At 75.0% G+C, this 17,375-nt stretch carries 16 protein-coding genes; 8 read left to right on the top strand and 8 right to left on the bottom strand.

Going from position 1 to position 17,375, the window contains the following annotated elements:
- Positions 1-45: 45 nt before the first annotated feature.
- The 3 genes from ACF08D_RS00145 to ACF08D_RS00135 all read left to right on the top strand — a co-directional run bounded on the left by ACF08D_RS00145 (position 46) and on the right by ACF08D_RS00135 (position 1,273).
- A complete protein-coding gene (locus ACF08D_RS00145; protein ID WP_311605579.1) occupies positions 46-132 on the top strand; it encodes a putative leader peptide in 87 nt (28 codons plus the stop codon).
- Positions 133-347: 215 nt separating this feature from the next.
- Positions 348-887 carry a cysteine dioxygenase gene (locus tag ACF08D_RS00140; protein WP_392220040.1) on the top strand — a complete coding sequence of 180 codons (540 nt, stop codon included), beginning with the start codon at positions 348-350 and terminating at the stop codon, positions 885-887.
- A 5-nt stretch (positions 888-892) separates the two neighbouring features.
- Complete coding sequence (locus ACF08D_RS00135; protein WP_392221169.1) at positions 893-1,273, top strand: rhodanese-like domain-containing protein; 381 nt, start codon at positions 893-895, stop codon at positions 1,271-1,273.
- 799 nt (positions 1,274-2,072) lie between these two features.
- Here ACF08D_RS00135 and recX read toward each other — a convergent pair.
- The 3 genes from recX to ACF08D_RS00120 form a co-directional block, all read right to left on the bottom strand.
- Positions 2,073-2,639, bottom strand: a complete 567-nt coding sequence (gene recX / locus ACF08D_RS00130; RefSeq protein WP_392220039.1) for a recombination regulator RecX — start codon at positions 2,637-2,639, stop codon at positions 2,073-2,075.
- A gap of 4 nt (positions 2,640-2,643) precedes the next feature.
- The gene (recA, locus tag ACF08D_RS00125) at positions 2,644-3,783 is read right to left on the bottom strand and encodes a recombinase RecA (RefSeq protein WP_392220038.1); all 1,140 of its coding nucleotides are present in this window, start codon (positions 3,781-3,783) and stop codon (positions 2,644-2,646) included.
- A 356-nt stretch (positions 3,784-4,139) separates the two neighbouring features.
- A complete protein-coding gene (locus tag ACF08D_RS00120; RefSeq protein WP_392220037.1) occupies positions 4,140-4,580 on the bottom strand; it encodes a VOC family protein in 441 nt (146 codons plus the stop codon).
- 255 nt (positions 4,581-4,835) lie between these two features.
- Here ACF08D_RS00120 and ACF08D_RS00115 point away from each other — a divergent pair, with 255 nt between their 5' ends.
- The 3 genes from ACF08D_RS00115 (at position 4,836) to ACF08D_RS00105 (ending at position 7,593) form a co-directional block, all read left to right on the top strand.
- Complete coding sequence (locus tag ACF08D_RS00115; RefSeq protein WP_392220036.1) at positions 4,836-5,117, top strand: polyprenyl synthetase; 282 nt, start codon at positions 4,836-4,838, stop codon at positions 5,115-5,117.
- Positions 5,107-6,162 (top strand): polyprenyl synthetase family protein, encoded by a 1,056-nt coding sequence (locus ACF08D_RS00110; RefSeq protein ID WP_392220035.1) that lies wholly within the window; start codon positions 5,107-5,109, stop codon positions 6,160-6,162. The genes ACF08D_RS00115 and ACF08D_RS00110 overlap by 11 nt, the downstream gene beginning before the upstream one ends.
- 291 nt (positions 6,163-6,453) lie before the next feature.
- Entirely contained in the window at positions 6,454-7,593 is a 1,140-nt protein-coding gene (locus tag ACF08D_RS00105; protein WP_392221168.1) for an oxygenase MpaB family protein, read from the top strand.
- 34 nt (positions 7,594-7,627) lie between these two features.
- On the opposite strand, the gene ACF08D_RS00100 is transcribed toward ACF08D_RS00105, so the two are convergent.
- Together ACF08D_RS00100 and ACF08D_RS00095 are read right to left on the bottom strand one after the other, a co-directional pair.
- Positions 7,628-8,809 carry an AI-2E family transporter gene (locus ACF08D_RS00100; RefSeq protein WP_392221167.1) on the bottom strand — a complete coding sequence of 394 codons (1,182 nt, stop codon included), beginning with the start codon at positions 8,807-8,809 and terminating at the stop codon, positions 7,628-7,630.
- A 315-nt stretch (positions 8,810-9,124) separates the two neighbouring features.
- Positions 9,125-9,319, bottom strand: a complete 195-nt coding sequence (locus ACF08D_RS00095) for a DUF3046 domain-containing protein (RefSeq protein WP_392220034.1) — start codon at positions 9,317-9,319, stop codon at positions 9,125-9,127.
- Positions 9,320-9,398: 79 nt separating this feature from the next.
- On the opposite strand from ACF08D_RS00095, the gene ACF08D_RS00090 reads away from it, so the two are divergent.
- Complete coding sequence (locus ACF08D_RS00090; RefSeq protein WP_392220033.1) at positions 9,399-10,307, top strand: hypothetical protein; 909 nt, start codon at positions 9,399-9,401, stop codon at positions 10,305-10,307.
- Between the two features lie 61 nt (positions 10,308-10,368).
- Here the strand turns inward: ACF08D_RS00090 and ACF08D_RS00085 are convergent, their stop codons facing one another.
- Genes ACF08D_RS00085 through ACF08D_RS00075 form a run of 3 tightly spaced genes read right to left on the bottom strand, consistent with a single transcriptional unit; the run spans position 10,369 to position 12,356 of the window.
- On the bottom strand, positions 10,369-10,677 hold the full coding sequence (locus ACF08D_RS00085; RefSeq protein ID WP_392220032.1) for an AzlD domain-containing protein: 309 nt from the start codon (positions 10,675-10,677) through the stop codon (positions 10,369-10,371).
- The gene (locus ACF08D_RS00080; protein ID WP_392220031.1) at positions 10,674-11,405 is read right to left on the bottom strand and encodes an AzlC family ABC transporter permease; all 732 of its coding nucleotides are present in this window, start codon (positions 11,403-11,405) and stop codon (positions 10,674-10,676) included. Before ACF08D_RS00080 ends, ACF08D_RS00085 begins: the two co-directional genes overlap by 4 nt.
- Positions 11,406-11,462: 57 nt before the next feature.
- Complete coding sequence (locus tag ACF08D_RS00075; RefSeq protein WP_392220030.1) at positions 11,463-12,356, bottom strand: AraC family ligand binding domain-containing protein; 894 nt, start codon at positions 12,354-12,356, stop codon at positions 11,463-11,465.
- A 174-nt stretch (positions 12,357-12,530) separates the two neighbouring features.
- On the opposite strand from ACF08D_RS00075, the gene ACF08D_RS00070 reads away from it, so the two are divergent.
- Positions 12,531-17,153, top strand: a complete 4,623-nt coding sequence (locus ACF08D_RS00070) for an ATP-dependent helicase (protein ID WP_392220029.1) — start codon at positions 12,531-12,533, stop codon at positions 17,151-17,153.
- The last annotated feature ends 222 nt before the right edge of the window (positions 17,154-17,375 follow it).

Here is a 17,375-nt window from a genome sequence, read left to right as displayed (position 1 = left end):
CCTGGCGGTTGACCGTGCCGGGGCCCTCGTGCTCTACTCCCGATCATGACCGACACCGATGTGCGCCTGTGGCGGAGGGTCCATATGGACCTGGTCCGCTACGCGGGCTGCGTGTGTCGTCCGTCCTGCTGAACTCGCACTCCCTCCCCCGCACCCGCCGCCCCGCGCGCCGGCGTATCTCCACGCCGCCGGGCCCGCGTGTGCTCCGCGACGTGATGTCCAGGACCCCAGGACGGTTCTCCGTGTCCCAGCTTTCCGTTTCCCAGCAGGCTGCGTCCCCGCAGCCCGTGTCCCCGCAGGCCGTTTCCCAGCAGCCCGCGTCCCCGCAGCCCGTTTCCCCGCAGCCCTTGTCCCCGCAGACCGTTTCCGCATCGGCCCGGACGGCTGCGCCCGCCGCGCCGACCGCCGCCCGGCTTCTCGACTTCGTCCGCCGCGTCGCGGCCGACACCGCGCTGATCGACTCCCTTCCGCTCGACCCGGTCGGCCGTACCTGGGTACGGCTCGACGGCCCGGGCGGCAGCGAGGCGTGGCTCATCGGCTGGCCGCCCGGCACCGGCACCGGCTGGCACGACCACGCCGAGTCCGTGGGCGCCTTCGCCACCGCGCGCGGCACCCTCCACGAGAACTCCCTGTCCGCGCGGCTCCCTTCGGGCGGCTGGCGGTCGCTCGAACTCGACGAGGGCGTCGACCGCCGGCGCGTCCTGCGCACCGGCGAGGGGCGGGCCTTCGGCCGGCACCATGTGCACGAGGTGCTGAACCAGTCCCCCGCCGAGCACGCCGTCTCCGTGCACGCCTACCACCCGCCCCTGCCGCTGATCCGGCGCTTCAGCCGCACCGGCCCGGTGCTCCGGCTGGAGCAGGTCGAGCGCCCCGAGGAGTGGCAGTGAGCGGCCTGGGCATCGACGAACTGCTGGAGCAGGTCCGCTCCCGGCTCTCCCGGCTGACCCCGCACGAGGCGCACACGGCGGCCCGCGCGGGGGACGCCCTCCTCGTGGACATCCGGTACGCGGCGCTCCGGGACCGCGACGGCCTGATCCCCGGCGCCCTCGTCGTCGAACGCAACGAACTGGAATGGCGCCTCGACCCCCGCGGCAGCCACCGCCTCCCCGAAGCGACCGGCCACGACCTGCGGATGGTCGTGATCTGCAACGAGGGATACGCCTCGTCCCTCGCGGCCGCCTCCCTCCACCAACTGGGCCTCCACCGCGCGACCGACCTCATCGGCGGCTTCCAGTCCTGGAAGGCCGAGGGCCTCCCGGTCACACCGCCCTGACGCCAAGCGCCCCAGACCCCGAAGGCCAGGGCCCCGGCACGGGAGCGGCCCGGGGCCCCGGGCGGGGAAGGGCGCGGGAGACGGCCCGGGGCCTGGGGCGGGGAAGGTCAGGCGCCGGAATACGAGCGCCCGGGGCGCCGGCACGGGAGGCGACCCGGGGCCCGGGGCGGGCGCCGGGCCACCGGCGTCCAGACCCCGGCGCGGGAGGCACAGGCGCCGAGGCGGCACCCCAGCGACAGGCGGCTGAGGCACCGGTCCGGCCGAGGCACCGGTCCGGTGCCGGGGCCCGGTCCGGGCCGGGCGCGTGGCGGGCGCCGTGCCGCCGGCACTGGACGGGGACGGGCGCACATGGGGCCGCGCGGCCGGCCCCCGGGGCGGGCCGACCCGCGGGTCCGGCTTGCGGCCGAGTACCCAAACGGGCGCGCCACGGGGCAGGCGCCCTCCGGCATGCACCGCACCGCCGCCCTCCGGGAAGCACCGCGCCGCCGAACGGGCGTGAACCGCCGCCCCCGGCAACCGCGCGGGTGGCACCCGGCGCGCCCCGTGGCCGGGCAACAGGGCGTGGCCCGGTCGGACGGGCCCCCTCGGCGGGGCCAGCCGGCCGACGGCGGACCGTACCGGCGCCACCCCGGGCGGCGCGCCCCCAGCAATACGCTCCCGACGACCTGCCCGCAGGCGAGGCACCCCTGCACCACCGACCCCGGCGACGTATCCCCGTACCCCCCGTGCGCTACCCCCTGCGTCCCCTGGCGACGCCCTCGGAACGAACCCGTCGACACCGGGCCCACGGGCGCCGTCGTCAGCAGTCGCCCGGCAAGTCCTCCGTGTCCTCCCCCTCCGCCTCCAGTGCTTGGCGGACCACCCGCAGGGCCATGCCCTCCGGGTAGCCCTTGCGGGCGAGCATCCCCGCGAGGCGGCGCAGGCGGCGGTCGCGATCAAGTCCCCGGGTCGCCCGGAGCTTGCGGGCGACCAGCTCCCGTGCCGTCTCCTCCTCCTGGTCCGAGTCGAGCTGCCCGACCGCCTCGTCGATCAGCTCGGCGTCCACCCCCTTGGTGCGCAGCTCCCTGGCGAGGGCCCGGCGGGCGAGGCCCCGACCGTGGTGCCGGGACTCCACCCACGCGCCCGCGAAGGCGGCGTCGTCGATCAGGCCGACGTCCTCGAAGCGGGAGAGCACCTCGTCGGCGACCTCGTCGGGGACCTCCCGTTTGCGCAGCGCGTCCGCCAGCTGCTTGCGGGTGCGCGGGGTCCCGGTGAGCAGGCGCAGGCAGATCGCCCGCGCCCGCTCGGCCGGATCCTGGGGCGACAGCTCCTTCTCGGCCCTCGACGAGTCGGCGCTGTCGCCCGGCCATTCGGTGCGCCTGGCCACGGGGTCAGGCCTTGGCGGCCGCGGTCTTGGTCGCCTTGGCGGCCTTGGCCGCCGGAGCCGGGACCGACTTGGCCGGGTCGTCCGCGGAGGCCGGAGCCGCACCGGCACCCGCCGCGTCCGCGCCGGACTCGGTCTCGGAGGTGTCGGGCCGGACGCCGACGCCGAGCTTCTCCTTGATCTTCCGCTCGATCTCGTTGGCGAGATCCGGGTTGTCCTTGAGGAAGTTGCGGGCGTTCTCCTTGCCCTGGCCCAGCTGGTCGCCCTCGTACGTGTACCAGGCGCCCGCCTTGCGGACGAAGCCGTGATCGACACCCATGTCGATCAGGCCGCCCTCGCGGCTGATGCCCTGGCCGTAGAGGATGTCGAACTCGGCCTGCTTGAAGGGCGGCGCGACCTTGTTCTTGACGACCTTGCAGCGGGTGCGGTTGCCGACCGCCTCCGTGCCGTCCTTGAGCGTCTCGATCCGGCGGATGTCGATACGCACCGAGGCGTAGAACTTCAGGGCCCGGCCACCGGTCGTGGTCTCCGGCGAGCCGAACATCACGCCGATCTTCTCGCGGAGCTGGTTGATGAAGATCGCCGTCGTCTTGGACTGGTTGAGCGCGCTGGTGATCTTCCGGAGCGCCTGGCTCATCAGACGGGCCTGGAGACCCACGTGCGAGTCGCCCATCTCGCCCTCGATCTCCGCGCGCGGGACGAGCGCCGCGACGGAGTCGATGACGATCAGGTCGAGCGCGCCGGAGCGGACCAGCATGTCCACGATCTCCAGCGCCTGCTCGCCGTTGTCGGGCTGCGACAGGATCAGGTTGTCGATGTCGACGCCGAGCTTCTTCGCGTACTCGGGGTCGAGGGCGTGCTCCGCGTCGACGAACGCGACCTGCCCGCCGGCCTTCTGCGCGTTGGCCACGGCGTGCAGGGTCAGGGTCGTCTTGCCCGAGGACTCCGGGCCGTAGATCTCCACCACACGGCCGCGCGGCAGGCCGCCGACGCCGAGCGCCACGTCGAGCGCGGTCGACCCGGTCGGGATGACCTCGATGGGCTCCCTCGACCGCTCGCCCATGCGCATGACCGCGCCCTTGCCGAATTGCCGTTCAATCTGTGCGAGCGCGGCGTCCAGCGCCTTCTCGCGGTCGGTTCCTGCCATGGGTTCCACCCGGTTTGCTTGAGTCGATCGCTTCACGTCAAAGACGCTAACCCCTGCCACTGACAATGGGCCCCGGCGTCCCTCCGACCTGTGGACAACTCAGCGGCCGACAGCTCGCCGCCCCCGTGATTCCGGGCCGGAACCCCATAAGAATGGATGTTCGATTTTACTGTCAAGCGAGCCACACCGGGGCGTGTCGCCCGCCCCACGGGCCGCCCCCGGGCCCTGCCTCGCGGCCCCGCCGCACGGCCCCGCCCCGACGCCCGACCGGCCCGGACCACCCGCCGACCAGCCCCGACCGGCGCCGATCGGCCCGGGTGAGGACCCACCGGCCGCGCGGCCGGACCCCGCCGGCGTCAGCCGATCGACTCGGCCAGCCCCACGACGATGCCCTCCGGGCCGCGGACGTAGCAGAGCCGGTAGACGTCCTCGTACCGGACCACCTCACCGACGAGTTCCCCGCCCCGGGCGAGCAGCCGGGCGACCACGTCGTCGATGTCGTCCACCGCGAACATCACCCGGCGGATGCCCAGCGTGTTCGCCGGCGCGTTCCTCGGCTCCGGGGCGATCGCCGCCGGCGTACGGAACGACGCCAGCTCGATCCGCCCGTGCCCGTCGGGGGTCCGCAACATGGCGACTTCCTGCCGGACGCCCTCGATCCCGATGACCCGCTCCACCCACCGCCCCTCGACCGGGCCCCTGCCCTCCTCCTCCAGCCCCAGCTCGGTGAAGAAGGCCACGACCTCGTCGAGGTCCTCGACCACGATGAGGACGTTGTCCATCCGCTGGACCGCCATGCCGACGTCTCCCTCCTCCGGCGGCCGGGCACGACCCGGCACGTACGGCCATGGTGACCACCCTCGCCCCGCCCCGCACGGCACCGCCCCGCACGGCACGGCACGGCACGGCACGGCACGGCACGGCCGAGATGCGATCACTCGATGGTGGATTCCCCCACCGCCCCCGCCCCGCCCGCGCGATGCTCGGCACACGGCGCGCGACCGGGGCGCCGTACCGGTGGGCGGGCGTACGGCGGCGCGAGGGACGAGGGCATGACACGGGAAGACGGACGGGACGAGGGCCCCGGAGGCCGGGCGGTACTGTTGGCGGCCGGACTGGCCGACCTGGCGGTGAGCACGCTCGGCACGGCCCTGGGGACGGCGCGGGGACTGCTGCGCCGCTCGGACGCGGCGGACCTGGCGGCGGACGCCGGGCACGACCTGGTGGCGCGCGGCCGGCTGGTCCGGGACCGGTACGCGACCCTGCCCCCGGCCCATCTGGAGGTGCTCGCCCGGCACGCCATGGCCCGGAGGGCGTCGTCCGGTGGCGTCTGAGCGGTGGGATCCGGCCGCGTTCAGAACGCGTGTCGACGCGGTGCTGCACCGGTACGTCGCCGAGGAGGCGGACCGGTTCGCGGAGGTCGACCCGCTCCTGGCCCCGGTGGCCGGCCAGCTGGAGGCGGCGGTCGCGGACGGCAAGCGGCTGCGGGCGGCGTTCTGCTACTGGGGCTGGCGGGCGGGGGGCCAGCCCGACAGCGACGCCCTGGTGCGGGCGGCGGTCTCGATGGAGCTGGTGCACGCGGCCGCGGTCGTGCACGACGACCTGATCGACGAGAGCCCGCTGCGGCACGGGCGGCCCACCGCCCATGTCGCCCTGCACGAGGCCGTACGCCACCGGTCACGGGCCGGCGCCGCCGCGAGGTCGCTGGCGATGCTGGTGGGCGACCTGCTGATGGCGCTCGCGGGCCGGCTGTTCGCCGAGAGCGGCCTTCCGGCCGCGTACCTCGTACGGGCGCGCCCGCTATGGGCGGTGATGGCCCGTGAGCTGATCGCCGGCGAGTGCCTGGAGATCCTGTGCACCGAGACCGATCCGGACACCTCGGCCTCGCTGAAGGTGATCCGCTACAAGACCGCCAAGTACACCGTCGAGCAGCCCCTGCTGATCGGGAGCGCGCTGGCGGGCGCCGGACCACGCGTGCGTGAGGGCTGTTCCGCGTACGGGCTGCCACTGGGTGAGGCGTTCCAGCTGCGGGACGACCTCCTCGGCCTGTTCGGCGACCCCGGGCGTACCGGCAAGGCCGGCGCCGACGACGTACGCGGCCGGCGGCCCACGGCCCTGCTCGCCGAGACCTGGCGCCTGGCGGGCGAGGACGAACGGGAGCTGCTGCGCGGTCTGCTGGGCCGGCGCGACCTGGACGGGGAGGGCCTGGAAACCGTCCGCGAGGTGATGCGCCGGCACCAGGCCCCCGACCGCGTCGAGGCCATGATCGCCGCCCGGGTGGAGGAGGCGGTCGGCGCGCTGCGGGACCTGGACGTCCCGGCCCACGCCACCACCGCCCTGACCGCGCTCGCGCACTCGGCGGCGGTCCGCCTGTCCTGACCCGCGGAACGGCCCCTCCGGGACAGCCCCCCGGAACCCGGCACCCGGCACCCGGCACAACAACAACTGGACGGAAGACACAGCGTGGACAACCCCAACGCGGACGACAGCCTGTGGACGGCCGGGAGCCGCCCCACGCCCCCCGGCCACATGCCGCCCAGCAACACCCCGCCCGGCCCCACCCCGGCGGGCCCCCGGAACACGGCAACGGGCCCCACGGGTCCGACCGGCCCCACCAGCCCCACAGATCCGACCGGTCCCACCAGCCCCACACGCCCCACCGAGGCGTCCATGGACGCCCTGCGGCACGCCGGTGACGAGTTGGCCGACGCCACCGTCGCCACGCTCTTCGCGCGCGGGGAGGTGGGCACGTTCAACACCCTGATGCGCTACGTCTCCACCGCCGGGAGCCCGCTGCCGGAGGGGCTGCCCGACGTCGCGCGGGAGTACCTCGAAGCCACCCGGACCCCGCCGTCCTGGGTGGACTGGTCGGAGATGGAGAAGGCCCGGCTGTTCTTCATCGACAACAACGTCCACATCTCCACCGCGCTGTCGTTCGCCGCGATGCCCGCCTGCTACCTCGTGCCGCACGTGGCGAAGCTCCTGTCCGCCACCCACGGCCTGAAGTACCCCTCCAAGCGCATGGCGGAGACCGGCCAGTTCACCGTCCACCTCATGCAGCCGGACGCGTTCGAGGCCGGCGGCCGGTTCGTCCCCGCCGCCCAGAAGGTGCGCCTCCTGCACGCCTCCATCCGCCACCACCTCCTCCGGGAGAACCGGTGGGACACCGGGGAGCTGGGGACCCCGATCTGCCAGGAGGACATGATCGGCGGGCAGATGTTCTTCTCCCTGCTGGTCCTGGACAGCCTGCACCGCCTGGGCATCCACATGTCGGCCGAGGGCGCGGACGCGTACTACTACGCGTGGCGCGTGGTGGGCGCCATGCTGGGCGTCGACCAGGAGGCGGTCCCCAAGACCCTCGACGAGGCCCGCCGCTTCCTCGACCTGTACATGATCCGGCACATGGGCCCCTCCGAGGAGGGCGTACACCTGACGCGCCAGCTGATCGACCTCTACGAGGAGGTCGTCCCCGGCACCCTGTTCGACCCGGTGGTCTCCGCGCTCGTCCGCCACCTCGTCGGCGACACCTGCGCCGACTGGCTCGACGTGCCGCGCACCCGGTGGGACACCCTCGTCAAGGCCGTGCCGCGCCTCCTCGGCGTCCTGGAGACCATCGAGGACCGCTCACCGCTCGGCGCATGGGCCCTGGACCGTCTGGGCCACCTCACCACCGTCCTCGAACTGTCCTCCCTCACCCGAGGCCGGGTGATGCACTACGCGATCCCCGAGTCGCTCAAGAAGGAGTACGGGGTCGACGGCGGCGTCCCCCGCACCCACCGCTGGACCCCGCCGGCCCCCACCGTCTCCTGACCCGCCCGCCCGCCGGAGGCCGGGCCCGGCGGGCTCAGGCTTCCTCGCCCCGCGAGCCCCGCGAGCCCCGGGAATCCGACAGGCCCCGGGCGTTCCCCTCCTCCGCCTCCTTCTTGGCGCGCAGGGCCCGCTGCACGCGCGCGAGGACGGCCTCGCCGTGCCGCCGGTGGCCGTGGACCCGGGGGTCCTCCGTCACGTCGTACCGCTTCACATAGGCGCCGAGGAACGCCTGGAGGGTGGCCACCGCCGGGATGGCGACGAGCGCTCCGACGGCGCCGAGCAGCGCCGTGCCGGCGACGACCGAGCCGAAGGCGACCGCGGGGTGGATGTCCACGGTCCGGGCGGTCAGCTTGGGCTGGAGCACATAGTTCTCGAACTGCTGGTAGACGACCACGAAGGCCAGCACCCACAGCGCGTACCAGGGGTTCTCGGTGAAGGCGATCAGCATGGGCAGCGCGCCCGCGAGGTACGTGCCGATGGTCGGGAGGAACTGGGACACCAGGCCCACCCAGACGGCGAGCGCCGGCGCGTAGGGCACTTCCAGGAACTGGAGCAGGACGTAGTGCGCGGCCCCGGACACCAGCGCCATCAGGCCGCGCGAGTAGAGGTACCCGCCGGTCTTGTCGACGGCGATCTCCCAGGCGCGCAGCACCTCGGCCTGCTTCGCGGGCGGCAGCACGGAGCACAGCGCCCGGCGCAGCCGGGGTCCGTCGGCCGCGAAGTAGAACGAGAACAGGAAGATCGTCAGCAGCCGGAAGAGTCCGCCGAGGACGGTCGCGGACACGTCCAGCACTCCGCTCGCGCTGTCCTGCACGTACTTCCGCAACCAGTCGGAGCGCAGCAGGCTGTCCTGGACCTCGACCCGGGACAGCTCGGTGTGGAAGGTCTGGTTGATCCAGTTGATCAGCGAGTCGAGGTAGCGGGGGAAGTCCTCGACCATCTGGACGATCTGCCCGGCCAGCATCGATCCCAGCAGCACCACGAAGCCCACACCGGCCGCGAGGACGGCGAAGAAGACCAGGAAGGTGGCGAGTCCGCGCCGCATGCCCCGGGCGGCCATCCGGCCCACGGCCGGCTCGATGGCGAGGGCCAGGAAGAACGCGATCAGGATGTTGATCAGCAGGCCGATGAGCTGGTGGAACGCCCAGCTGCCCAGCTGGAAGCAGGCGTAGAGGGCGAGGGCCAGCACCATGGCCCTCGGCAGCCAGCGGGGCATGCGGGCGGGGGGCCCGCCGGCGGTGCCCTTCCCCCCGGCCGTCCCGCCGCCGCCCGGGGCGGTAGCCGTGGGCTCCGGGCTCCTGCTCGGAGGCACGGTGACGGCTTCGGTGGCCGGTGCCGCGGGCGGGCGCGTCACCGGGCGGGGGGTGGTCGTCGCGGTCGTGTCGGCCGGATCGGTGGAGCCGGTCGCATCGGCGGAGTCGGTCGGGTCGGTCGGGTCAGTCGGGGCCACGGGGCAAGTCTCGCGCACGGCGGTGACAACGGGCCGGGCAGCCCGGAGGTTCGCCTCCCTCCGGGCCGCCCGCCCCTGGGCTCACCGCTTGTCCGCCGGGACGTCCACCGCCGCGCAGACCGCGTGCCACACGTCCTTGGCCTCCCACCCCGCGTCGAGCGCCTGATACACCGTCCGGCCGCCCAGCTCCGACATCACATGGTCCCGGGCGAAGGACTCGGCGTACGCCTCACCGAAGTGGCCGGCCATCCGCTCCCAGAAAATCGTCAACCGCATGCCTCGAGTATCGCGCTCCTGAGGGTGCAGCCGGGTCCGGGGCGCTTCCCGCAAGCCCTTTCCGCCCTACGGTCGGACCATGGCTGGAACTCCCCTCTCGCGCGCCGGGCACTTCATCTGGCTGACGGCCCGTGTCCTCGAACAACGGCGGTTCGCCCACCACTTCCTGGGCGGGGGCGCCGACCCCGTGGAGGCGGCCCTGACCGCGTACCTCAACGAGGACGGAGGGTACGGGCACGCCCTGGAACCGGACGTCCGCGGCCCGGTCAGCCAGCCGCTGCACACCGCGCACGCCCTGCGCGTGCTGGACTCGATCGGCCGTTGCGGCGGGCTGCGGGTGGAGCGCGTCTGCCGCTATCTGACCGGGGTCACCACGCGCGAGGGGGCGCTTCCCGCGCTGCACCCCTCGGTACGGGGGTATCCGGTCGCCCCGTTCCTGCCGGTGGTGGACGACCCGCCGGGCGAGCTGCTGGCGACCGGACCGGTGGTCGGGCTGCTGCACCGCAACCAGGTGTGGCACGCGTGGCTGTTCCGCGCCACGGACTTCTGCTGGGCCGCCGTGGAGTCGCTGGAGAAGTCCCATCCGTACGAGATCCAGGCCGCCGTCGCCTTCCTGGACGGCGTTCCGGACCGGGCCCGCGCGGAGGCGGCGGCGGACCGGCTGGGCCGGCTGGTGCGGGAGCAGCGGCTGGCGGTGCTCGACCCGGAGCGCGCCGGTGACTTTCCGGTCGCCCCGGGATACGCGCCGGGCGAGCACCACTTTCCGCACGACTACGCGCGCGTGCCGGAGTCGCTGGCCCGGCGCTGGTTCACCGACGAGGAGATGGCCCGCTCGCTGGACCGTCTGGCGGCGGAGCAGGAGGAGGACGGGGGCTGGCCGGTCCGGTGGCGGCCGTGGGCGCCGGGCACCCTCCTGGAGTCCCGCCCGATGGTGACGGTCGAGGCGCTGCGCACCCTGCAGGCGTACGGCCGCCCGATCGGCGGCTGACGACCGGCGGCCGTGGAGGAACCCGCCGCCGGCCCGCCGCCCCGCGACCGGGCGGTGCCGGTCAGCCGCCGAGGGCCCGTACGCCCGCGGTGACGGCCACCGCGGCGGCCACCACGACCAGGAAGGGGGCCCGCAGCACGAGGGCGACGGCTGCCGCGGCGAGCCCGGCCCCGCGGGCGTCGAGGACGAGCGCGTCGCCGGTGCTGAAGGTCTGCTGCGCGGTGAGCGCGGCCAGCAGGGCGACGGGCAGCAGGGCCGCCAGCCGCCGGACGAGCGGCCGTTCCAGTACCCCGGCGGGCACCAGCAGCCCGGCGAGCTTGACGAGGTAGCAGCCGGCGACGGTCAGGCCGATGGCGATCCAGACGTTCACCGGCCCGCCTCCTTCGCCTCGTCCCGGCCGGCCCGGCGGCCCTGGAACCAGAGCACCAGGGGCGCGGCCAGCGCCGCGGCCAGCACCGGTACCCCGGCGGGCAGCACCGGGAGCAGGCCGAGTCCGAGGACGACGGCGATCCCGGCGACCACCCGCTCGGTGGTGGTCCGCAGCATCGGGGCCAGCAGGGCGAGGAAGACGGCGGGCCCGGCGGCGTCGAGGCCCCACGCGGCGGTGTCGCCGATGGCCTCGGCCCCGAGGGCGCCGAGCAGCGTGGTGAGGTTCCACAGGACGTACAGGGTGAGCCCGGTGGCGGTAAAGCCGATCCGGGCGGACCTGCGGTCCGGCTGGGCGAGCGCGACGGCGGCCGTCTCGTCGATGACCCAGTGCGCGGCGAGCGGGCGGACGGGCCGGGGCAGCGCCAGGAGCTGCGAGAGCCGCAGTCCGTAGAAGGCGTTGCGGGTGCCCAGGAAGAACGCCCCGGCGGCGGCCGTGAAGGGGTTGCCGCCGGCGGTGAGGGCGCCGACCAGGGCGAACTGGGAGGCGCCGGTGAAGACCAGGAGGCTGAGGGCACAGGTCTGGAGGAGCGTGAGGCCGGCCCCGGCGGAGGTGACGCCGAAGGCGAAGCCGGAGAGCCCGACGGCCACGCCGACACCGAGCGCGTCGCGGACGACGGCCCGGTCCGGCCGGCCGGCCGGGGGATTGCCGTTCGCGGGTTCGACGGGCATGGTCCCGGTGCCTGGGGCGGGAGCTGGGGGTCTTGTCTGTTCTGCCACGCCCCGACGCTACGAACGGGGCGGCTCGCCGGTCTTGTACGTTCTTGCACGCTCGCGCTGGTAGGCACCCGGCGGCACTCCCACGATCCGGGAGAAGTGCCGGTTGAGATGGGGCTGGTCGGTGAAGCCGACCTCGGCGGCGACGGCCGCCGGCGGGATGCCGCTCTCCAGCAGGCGGCGGGCGGTCCGCACGCGCGCGTTGGTCAGCCAGGTGTGCGGGGGCATGCCGTAGGCGGCCTTGAAGGCGCGCAGCAGGGCGAAGGGGCTGGTGTCCAGCTCGTGCGCGAGCCGTTCCAGCGAGGGAGGCTCGGCCATCCGCCCCTCCAGCAGCTCCCGGGCCCGGGCGGCGGTGCGGGCGCCGGCCGCGCGCGGCTCGCGCCGGGGCAGGGACCGGCCGTGGCGGTGCAGCATCCGGGCCACCACCAGCCGCAGGACGGTGTCGGCGGCCAGCGCGTTGCCCTCCTCGGCCGCGCGGTGCACGGCCCGGACGAGACGGGCGGTGTCCTCGTCCTCCACGATGGTCTCGGCGAAGCCGGGGGTGCCGCGCAGGGTGGTCTCCTCCGCCGCTATCCCGGCGACCAGGCCGCGCGACGGGTAGAGCGTGGCGTACGACCAGCCCTCGGGCACCCCGGCGTGCGCGGAGTGCGGCACCTCGGGGTTGATCATGACGACGGTGCCGGGGCGGGCCCGGACGGTGCCCTCGGGCATGATCACGTCCTCGACGCCGCGCCGTACCGCGCCGAGGACGAATCCCTCGTGGCTGTGGCGGGTGAAGGTGTGGCGCACATAGCGGGCGCGCAGCAGGTCGAGGCCGGGCACGCCCGGGTACTGCCAGTGCCGGGCCCACTCCTCGTCGGGGGCCGGTGCCCGCTGCCGTCCGCCGGCCGTTCCGCCATCCGCCATCTCTCCATTCTGCGCCGCCGGCCCGGCCGCTGACCTGCGGGGCCGTCTGGCGGACGGCGGCCGGGGTCGTCTGGCGGACGGCGGCCGGGGCCGTCTGCCGGACGGCGGTACCGTGCCACGGCGCCACCGCGCCACCGCGCCGGATTGTCAGTGCCGGGGTGCACGATGGGGGGCATGGCCAGGACTGCGCTCGACTCGTTCTCCCCCGCGACCCGCGGCTGGTTCACGGGGGCCTTCCACGCGCCCACCGCGGCCCAGGAAGGGGCGTGGCGGGCGATCGGCGAGGGCTCGGACGTCCTGGTCGTCGCGCCGACCGGCTCGGGCAAGACGCTGGCGGCGTTCCTCGCGTCGCTGGACCGGCTGGCCTCCACCCCGCCGCCCGCCGACGCCAAGAAGCGCTGCCGGGTGCTGTACGTGTCGCCGCTGAAGGCTCTGGCGGTCGACGTGGAGCGCAATCTGCGCAGCCCGCTGACCGGTATCCGCCAGGAGTCCGTGCGGCTGGGCCTGCCGGAGCCGGACGTGCGGGTGGGCATCCGCTCGGGCGACACCCCGGCCGCCGAGCGGCGTGCGCTGGCCACCCGGCCGCCGGACATCCTGATCACCACCCCCGAGTCACTGTTCCTGATGCTGACCTCCGCCGCGCGGGACGCGCTCGCCGGTGTGGAGACGGTCATCCTGGACGAGGTCCACGCGGTCGCCGCCACCAAGCGGGGCGCGCACCTGGCGCTGTCCCTGGAGCGGCTGGACGAGCTGCTGCCCCGCCCGGCGCGGCGGATCGGGCTGTCGGCGACGGTCCGCCCGGTGGACGAGGTCGCCCGGTATCTGTCCCCGCGGCGCAAGGTGGAGATCGTCCAGCCCGCCTCGGGCAAGGAGTTCGACCTGTCGGTGGTGGTCCCCGTCGAGGACCTGGGCGAGCTGGGGGGTTCGCCCGCGTCGGACGCCGGCGCGGCGGCGGAGAAGCCGTCGATCTGGCCACATGTCGAGGAGCGGATCGCCGATCTGGTGCAGGCGCACCGCTCGACGATCGTGTTCGCCAACTCGCGGCGGCTCGCGGAGCGGCTGTGCAACCGGCTCAATGAGATCGCCTACGAGCGGGCCACCGGAGAGCCCCTGCCCGAGGACCGGCCGCCGGCCGAGGTGATGGCGCAGTCGGGCGCGGCCCAGGGCGCCCCGGCGCTGCTGGCGAGGGCGCACCACGGGTCGGTCTCCAAGGAGCAGCGGGCGCTCGTTGAGGAGGACCTGAAGGCGGGCCGGCTGCCCGCCGTGGTCGCCACCTCCAGCCTGGAGCTGGGCATCGACATGGGTGCGGTGGACCTGGTGGTGCAGGTCGAGTCGCCGCCGTCGGTGGCGTCCGGCCTCCAGCGGGTGGGCCGCGCCGGGCACCAGGTGGGCGCGGTGTCCACGGGCGTCGTCTTCCCCAAGTACCGCGGCGACCTGGTGCAGGCGGCGGTGGTGACCGAGCGGATGCGCGGCGGCGCCATCGAGGCCATGCGGATCCCGGCCAATCCGCTGGACGTGCTGGCGCAGCAGGTGGTGGCGATGGTCGCCCTGGACACCTGGCAGTTCGACGACCTGCTGGCCGCGGTGCGGCGGGCCGCGCCGTTCGCGTCGCTGCCCGAGTCGGCGTTCACCGCCGTTCTCGACATGCTGGCCGGGCGGTATCCCTCGGACGCGTTCGCGGAGCTGCGCCCGCGGGTGGTGTGGGACCGCGTCACCGGGGCGGTGACGGGCCGGCCGGGCGCGCAGCGGCTGGCGGTCACCTCGGGCGGCACGATCCCCGACCGCGGCCTGTTCGGGGTGTTCCTGGCGGGCGCCGACCCCAAGAAGGGCGGTGGCCGGGTCGGTGAGCTGGACGAGGAGATGGTGTACGAGTCGCGGGTCGGCGACGTGTTCACGCTCGGCACCTCGTCCTGGCGCATCGAGGACATCACCCGTGACCGGGTGCTGGTCTCACCGGCGCCCGGCGTGCCGGGACGGCTGCCGTTCTGGAAGGGCGACCAGCTGGGCCGGCCGCTGGAGCTGGGGCGCGCGGTGGGCGCCTTCCTCCGCGAGGTGGGGGCGCTGGCGCCGGACGACGCCCGGCTGCGCCTGGTGTCGGCGGGCCTGGACGCCTGGGCGGCGGACAATGTGCTGGCGTACCTGCGCGAGCAGCGGGAGTCGTGCGGCCATCTGCCCGACGACCGGACGATCCTGGTGGAGCGGTTCCGCGACGAGCTGGGCGACTGGCGGGTGGTGGTGCACTCCCCCTTCGGGGCGCAGGTGCACGCCCCGTGGGCGCTGGCCCTGGGCGCCCGCCTCACCGAGCGGTACGGCATGGACGCCCAGGTGATGCACGCCGACGACGGCATCGTGCTGCGGCTGCCCGACGCCGACCTGATGAGCCTGGACCTCCTCGACCAGGAGCCGGTGGCCCCCGGCGCGGGGTTCGACGGCGACAAAGCTCCGGTCGGCGCCGCCGACGTCCTCTTCGACAAGGGCGAGGTCGACCAGATCGTCACCGACCAGGTGGGCGGCTCGGCGCTGTTCGCGTCCCGCTTCCGCGAGTGCGCGGCGCGCGCCCTGCTGCTGCCCCGCCGCCAGCCGGGCAGGCGCACCCCCCTGTGGCAGCAGCGCCAGCGCGCCGCCCAGCTGCTCCAGGTGGCCAGCGAGTTCGGCTCGTTCCCCATCGTCCTGGAAGCGGTCCGCGAGTGCCTCCAGGACGTGTTCGACGTCCCGGGACTCCGGGAGCTGATGGGGGACATCGAGTCCCGCCGCGTCCGGCTGGTCGAGGTCACCACCCCCGAGCCGTCGCCCTTCGCCCGCTCGCTGCTGTTCGGCTATGTGGCGCAGTTCCTGTACGAGGGCGACTCGCCCCTCGCCGAGCGGCGGGCCGCCGCGCTGTCCCTGGACTCCCGGCTGCTGGCGGAGCTGCTGGGCCAGGCGGAGCTGAGGGAGCTGCTGGACGCGGACGTCCTGAGCGAGCTGGAGGGCGAGCTCCAGTGGCTCACCGAGGACCGCCGCGTGAAGGACGTGGAGGGCGTGGCCGACGTCCTGCGCGTCCTCGGGCCGATGACGGACGAGGAGCTGGCCGCGCGCGGCGCCGACCCGGAGTGGGCGCGGCAGCTGGAGCGGACCCGCCGGGCCATCCGGGTGCGGATCGCGGGCGCCGGCCACTGGGCGGCCGTCGAGGACGCGGGGCGGCTGCGGGACGCCCTGGGCACCGCCCTGCCCGTCGGTGTCCCGGAGGCGTTCACCGAACCGGTGAAGGACCCGCTCGGCGACCTCCTCGCGCGGTACGCGCGTACGCACGGCCCGTTCACCTCCACGCACGCGGCCGCCCGGTTCGGTCTCGGCATCGCGGTGACCGACGGCGCGCTGCACCGCCTGGCCGCCGCAGGCCGGGTCGTCCAGGGCGAGTTCCACCCGTCCGGCATCGGCCAGGAGTGGTGCGACGCGGCCGTACTGCGCCGGCTGCGCCGCCGCTCGCTCGCCGCCCTCCGGCAGGAGCTGGAGCCCGTCCCGCCGACCGCGCTCGCCACCTTCCTGCCCCAGTGGCAGCACCTGGACGGCAACAATCTGCGCGGCATCGACGGCCTCGCCCGTGCGATCGAGCAGCTCCAGGGGGCGCCCGTGCCCGCCTCCGCCCTGGAGAGGCTGGTGCTCCCCTCCCGGGTCGCGGGCTACGCCCCGGGGATGCTGGACGAGCTGACCACCACCGGTGAGGTGGTGTGGGCCGGTGCGGGCGCCCTGCCCGGCAAGGACGGCTGGGTGTCGCTCTACCTGGCGGACGCCGCGCCGCTGCTGCTGCCCGAGCCCCACCCGCTGGAGCTGACCGCGCTCCACGAGTCGGTGCTGACCACCCTGTCCGGCGGGTACGGCCTGTTCTTCCGGCAGATCGCCGAGCAGGTGCGGGCCACGACGCATCCGGGGGCCTCCGACCCCCAGCTGGCCGACGCGCTGTGGGACCTGGCGTGGTCCGGCCGGCTCACCAATGACACGCTCGCCCCGCTGCGTTCCCTGCTGGGTTCGGGCCGTACGGCCGGCTCCACCGCGCACCGCGCCCGGCGCACCGCCCCCCGCGGCCGGTACGGCACGCTGACGGCCGCCGCCCGCACCGCCTCCCGCTCCGGCCCGCCGACCGTCAGCGGGCGCTGGTCCCTGCTGCCCGCGCTCGAACCGGAGGCCACGCACCGGGCGCACGCCCTGGCCCGCACCCTGTTGGACCGGCACGGCGTGGTGACCCGCGGCGCGGTCACCGCCGAGGGGGTGGAGGGCGGCTTCTCGGCGACGTACCGCGTCCTGTCGGCCTTCGAGGACAGCGGCCAGGCCCGCCGCGGCTATGTCGTCGAGGGGCTGGGCGCCGCGCAGTTCGCGATGGACGGTGCCGTGGACCGCCTCCGCGCGGCGGCCGCCGCGCGGGACCGCGCCGACGCCTCCACCGCCCCGCGTGCCGTCGTCCTGGCCGCGGCCGACCCGGCCAACGCCTATGGCGCCGCGCTCTCCTGGCCCGAGCCGCCGAACGGGGCGAGCCACAAACCCGGCCGCAAGGCGGGCTCCCTGGTGGTCCTCGTCGACGGGGAGCTGACGCTCTACATGGAGCGCGGCGGGAAGACGCTGCTGTGCTGGCCCGCCGAGCCGGACGACCCCGCCCTGGGCGCCGCCGCGCACGCCCTCGCCGAGGCCGCCCGCGCCGGGGCGCTGGGCACCGTCACGGTCGAGCGCATCAATGGCGCCGCGGCGCTCACCTCGTCGCTGTCCCGCGCACTGGAGGAGGCGGGTTTCCACGCCACGCCCCGGGGCCTGCGGCTGCGCGCCTGACCGCCCGCCCGAGGCACCGACCGCCACCCGAGTCACCGCCCGCCCCGCGCACCACCGCCCCCACCCGAAACACCGGCCGCCCCACAGAGCACCACCGCCCCCTCAGCACCGCCCGCCCCGCCCCCACCCGAAACACCGCCCGCCGCACGCAGCACAGCCCCCGACGACAAACTCCCCTCACCCCACATCACCCCCCGCACCGCGCGTGCCCGTCCCGCATCA

The organism is Streptomyces sp. NPDC015131, assembly GCF_043079975.1.
Lineage (GTDB): Bacteria > Actinomycetota > Actinomycetes > Streptomycetales > Streptomycetaceae > Streptomyces.
The sequence above is the reverse complement of the archived record's forward strand: the minus strand, read 5'-3'. Positions and strand labels throughout refer to the sequence as shown.